Genomic DNA, 3257 nt, shown 5'->3' with positions numbered 1-3257 from the left:
GCTTGGTAGGGGGCTTCGTCGGCGACTGTGCCTAGGGCGGTGAAGGCGCGGAGTGGGGTTTTGGAGCCGTAGTGGTCGGTGGGGGAGTAGATGACGAAGCCGTCGCCTCGGTGCAGGCGGGCTACGCCGGGGCGTTTGCCGTGGTTGAGCTGGATGAAGCCGCCTGCCACTGCGAGGTGGGTGTGTTCGGCGGAAACGACGGCCAGCCAGGCCCTATCGATGGTCATGGACTCAGCGTGAGGCTGAATAGGTGACACGTTTCGTCATGTATTTCGAGATCAACGGCCACCCCAGGAGAACGAGGAGGACGGCGTAGATGACGTAGGAGACCGGTCCGCCGATCAGGCCGTGGAGTTCGCCGTTCGAGAGCTGCAGGGACATCCGCGCCTGGCGTTCGGCGATCGGGCCGAGGATGACGCCGATGATCAGCGGCAGCACCGGCAGACCGAAGCGACGCATGGCAAAGCCGAGGAGTCCCAGCAACAGAAGCAGCAGAAGGTCCAACGGCTGAGCGTTGACGGCATACGCGCCCATAGAGGCGAAGAAGATGATGCCTGCATAGAGATACGGGCGCGGGATCTGCAGAAGCTTCGCCCACGCCGGCGCCAGCGGCAAATTCAACAGCAGCAGCATCAGGTTGCCGATGAACAGGCTCGCGATCAGCGCCCACACCAGCCGCGACTCACGCTCGAACAGCAACGGCCCAGGCTGAATCCCGTACGACGTGAACGCGGCAAGCATCACCGCAGCAGTCGCATTGGTCGGCAACCCAAGTGCCAGCATCGGCACCAGCGTCCCGGCCGCGGATGCGTTGTTGGCGGCCTCCGGCCCCGCGACGCCCTCGATCGCCCCGTGCCCGAACTCCTCCGGATGCTTCGACAACCTCTTCTCGGTCGCATACGACAGGAACGTCGGGATCTCCGCTCCACCAGCCGGCAATGCCCCGATCGGGAACCCGAACGCCGTCCCCCGCAACCAAGGTTTCCACGACCGCCGCCAGTCCGACCGGCCCATCCACGGCCGCCCCACCGGGATCACGGTCCCCGGCGTACGACGCAAGTGCGCAGCCACCCATAACGCCTCGCCGACCGCAAAGATGCCAACGGCAACCACCACCACGTCGATGCCATCGGCAAGTTGTGGGATGCCGAACGTCAACCGCTCCTGCCCGGTCACCTTGTCGATCCCGACCAGCCCGATCACCAGCCCGAGCAGCAACGCCGCAAACCCGCGGATCCGCGACGACCCCAGCACCGACGTCGCCCCGGCGAACGCCAGCAGCATGATCGCGAAGTAGTCCGGCGCACCGAGACTGATCGCAAACTTCACCACCTGCGGCGCCACCAGCGCGAGCAGGAGCGTCCCGATCGTCCCGGCCACGAACGACCCGATCGCCGCCGTCGCCAGCGCCTGCGCGGCCCGACCACTCCGGGCCATCTTGTTGCCTTCGATCGCCGTCACCACCGACGCCGACTCACCTGGTGTATTCAGCAGGATCGAGGTCGTCGAGCCGCCGTACATCCCGCCGTAGAAGATCCCGGCAAACAGGATGAACGCCTGCACCGGCTCCAGTCCATACGTGATCGGCAGCAGCAGCGCGACGGTCATGGCCGGTCCGATCCCCGGCAGTACGCCGACCGCCGTACCGACTGTCACGCCGAGCAAGGCGAGCAGCAGGTTCATCGGCGTCAGCACATCGCCGAACCCGGCCAGCAGATTCGAGAGGTTACCCATCACAGGATCCCTTGCAGTACGCCGGCCGGCAGGTTCACGCCGAGCCCGATCGCGAACAGGTAGAACGTGGCCAGCGACAACGCGACCGCGATCAGCAGGTTCCGCAGATGGTGCCGACTACCGAGCGCGTACGCCGAACCCCAGAACAGCACCGCGCCGCTGATCACCCAGCCGGCCGGTTCGATCAGCACCAGGTTCACCACGAACGCCGCGATCAGCAGCAGCACGGTCTTCCAGTCCACCGCGGAGGTCGGATCGACATCCTCACCGCTTTCCGCCTCACCGGAACCACCCCGCGCGACATCGACGCCGTACACGACCGCGATCACCAGCAGCAGCACGCCGAGCACGATGGGTACCGGCTTCGGCCCGATCGGATCGTTGCTGTTGGCAATGTGCTGGATCCGCAGCGCGTCGACGATCACCAGCCCGCCGACCACCGCCAGGAACCCACAGACGCCGTACTGCGCTTTGTCCCGTCGAGCCTCAACCGGAGGAGTCTCGACCACGGTCATGCCGCCAGGCCCAGCTTGGTCAGGACGTCCGCAACCGCCTTGTCTTGCTCGGTCAAGAAGGTCCCGAACGCGTCACCGGCGACGAACGCATCCGTCCAACCGTGCTTGGTCAGCTCGGCCTTCCACTCTGCCGAGTCGTGCATGCGGGTCAGTGCGTCGATCCAGACCTGCTTGTCCGCGGCACTGATTTCCGGCGGCGCGACAATCCCGCGCCAGTTGGTGAAGACCAGGTCGATCCCGGATCCCTTCAGCGTCGGCACGTCCTTCAACGCCGCAACCGGCTGCTCGCTGGTCACCGCGAGGACCCGAACCTGACCGCTCTCGACCTGATCCAGGAACTCGCCGAATCCGCTGGCCCCGAAGGCGATCTTGCTGCCCAGCAAGGCGGGAAGCAGTTCGCCACCGCCGTCGTACGAGATGTAGTTGACCTGCTTCGGGTCGATCCCAACCGCCTGCGCAAGCTGCATCGGCAGCAGATGATCCGGTCCGCCGGGCGATGAGCCGCCGCCGACCGCGAGCCCCTTCGGGTTCGCCTTCCAGGCCGCGACCAGGTCACCGATCGTCTTGTACGGCGAGTTCTTCGGGACCACGATCGCCCCGGCCTCCTCGATCAGCTTGGCCAGCGGAGTCGTCTGGGCCAGCGTCGCCTTCGACTTCGACGTGTACGTCGCTCCGACCACCCCGAGCCCCATCTGCAGCGCGAGCTTCCCGTTGCCCTTCTCGTTCACGGTCCGCTGCAGACCGACGGTCCCGCCCGCGCCGGGCAGGTTGAACACCTGGGTCCCGGTCGCGATCTTCGCGTCGTCCATCACCTTCGCCGCGACGCGAGCCGTCGTGTCGTAACCACCACCCGCCGTGTTCGGCACCATCAACCGCAACCCGCTCACCGGCTTCCCACCCCCAGGCGCCGCCGAGTCCGTCTTCTCCGCCGTAGCCCCACAACCCGCCGTACCGCCGACCAGCACCAACGCCGCCGCAGCCGCCACCCAAACCTTCGACCTCATGACC

4 protein-coding genes are annotated in these 3257 nt (G+C 66.5%); all 4 read right to left on the bottom strand.

The genetic code is table 11. From position 1 onward, the window contains the following. The coding region (locus E1261_RS44055; protein ID WP_132416221.1) for an EVE domain-containing protein at nt 1–227 on the bottom strand (227 nt) is incomplete at its 3' end. Between the two features lie 4 nt (nt 228–231). Beyond that, nucleotides 232–1734 (bottom strand): tripartite tricarboxylate transporter permease, encoded by a 1503-nt coding sequence (locus E1261_RS44050; protein WP_132416219.1) that lies wholly within the window; start codon nt 1732–1734, stop codon nt 232–234. Beyond that, nucleotides 1734–2249 carry a tripartite tricarboxylate transporter TctB family protein gene (locus E1261_RS44045; protein WP_132416217.1) on the bottom strand — a complete coding sequence of 172 codons (516 nt, stop codon included), beginning with the start codon at nt 2247–2249 and terminating at the stop codon, nt 1734–1736. Before E1261_RS44045 ends, E1261_RS44050 begins: the two co-directional genes overlap by 1 nt. Continuing rightward, nucleotides 2246–3257 (bottom strand): Bug family tripartite tricarboxylate transporter substrate binding protein (locus E1261_RS44040; protein ID WP_238176836.1); only part of this gene is annotated, 1012 nt, incomplete at its 5' end. The genes E1261_RS44040 and E1261_RS44045, both read right to left, overlap by 4 nt.

Origin of the sequence: Kribbella albertanoniae (genome assembly GCF_004348455.1) — a bacterium.
Classification (GTDB): Bacteria; Actinomycetota; Actinomycetes; order Propionibacteriales; family Kribbellaceae; genus Kribbella; species Kribbella albertanoniae.
Note: the sequence above shows the minus strand (reverse complement) of the source record. Positions and strands in the feature narration are given on the sequence as shown.

Excerpts from the sequence above, each read along its gene's own strand:
- E1261_RS44045 (WP_132416217.1), bottom strand. The coding sequence starts at position 2,249 with ATGACCGTGGTCGAGACTCCTCCGGTTGAGGCTCGACGGGACAAAGCG.
- E1261_RS44050 (WP_132416219.1), bottom strand. The coding sequence starts at position 1,734 with ATGGGTAACCTCTCGAATCTGCTGGCCGGGTTCGGCGATGTGCTGACG.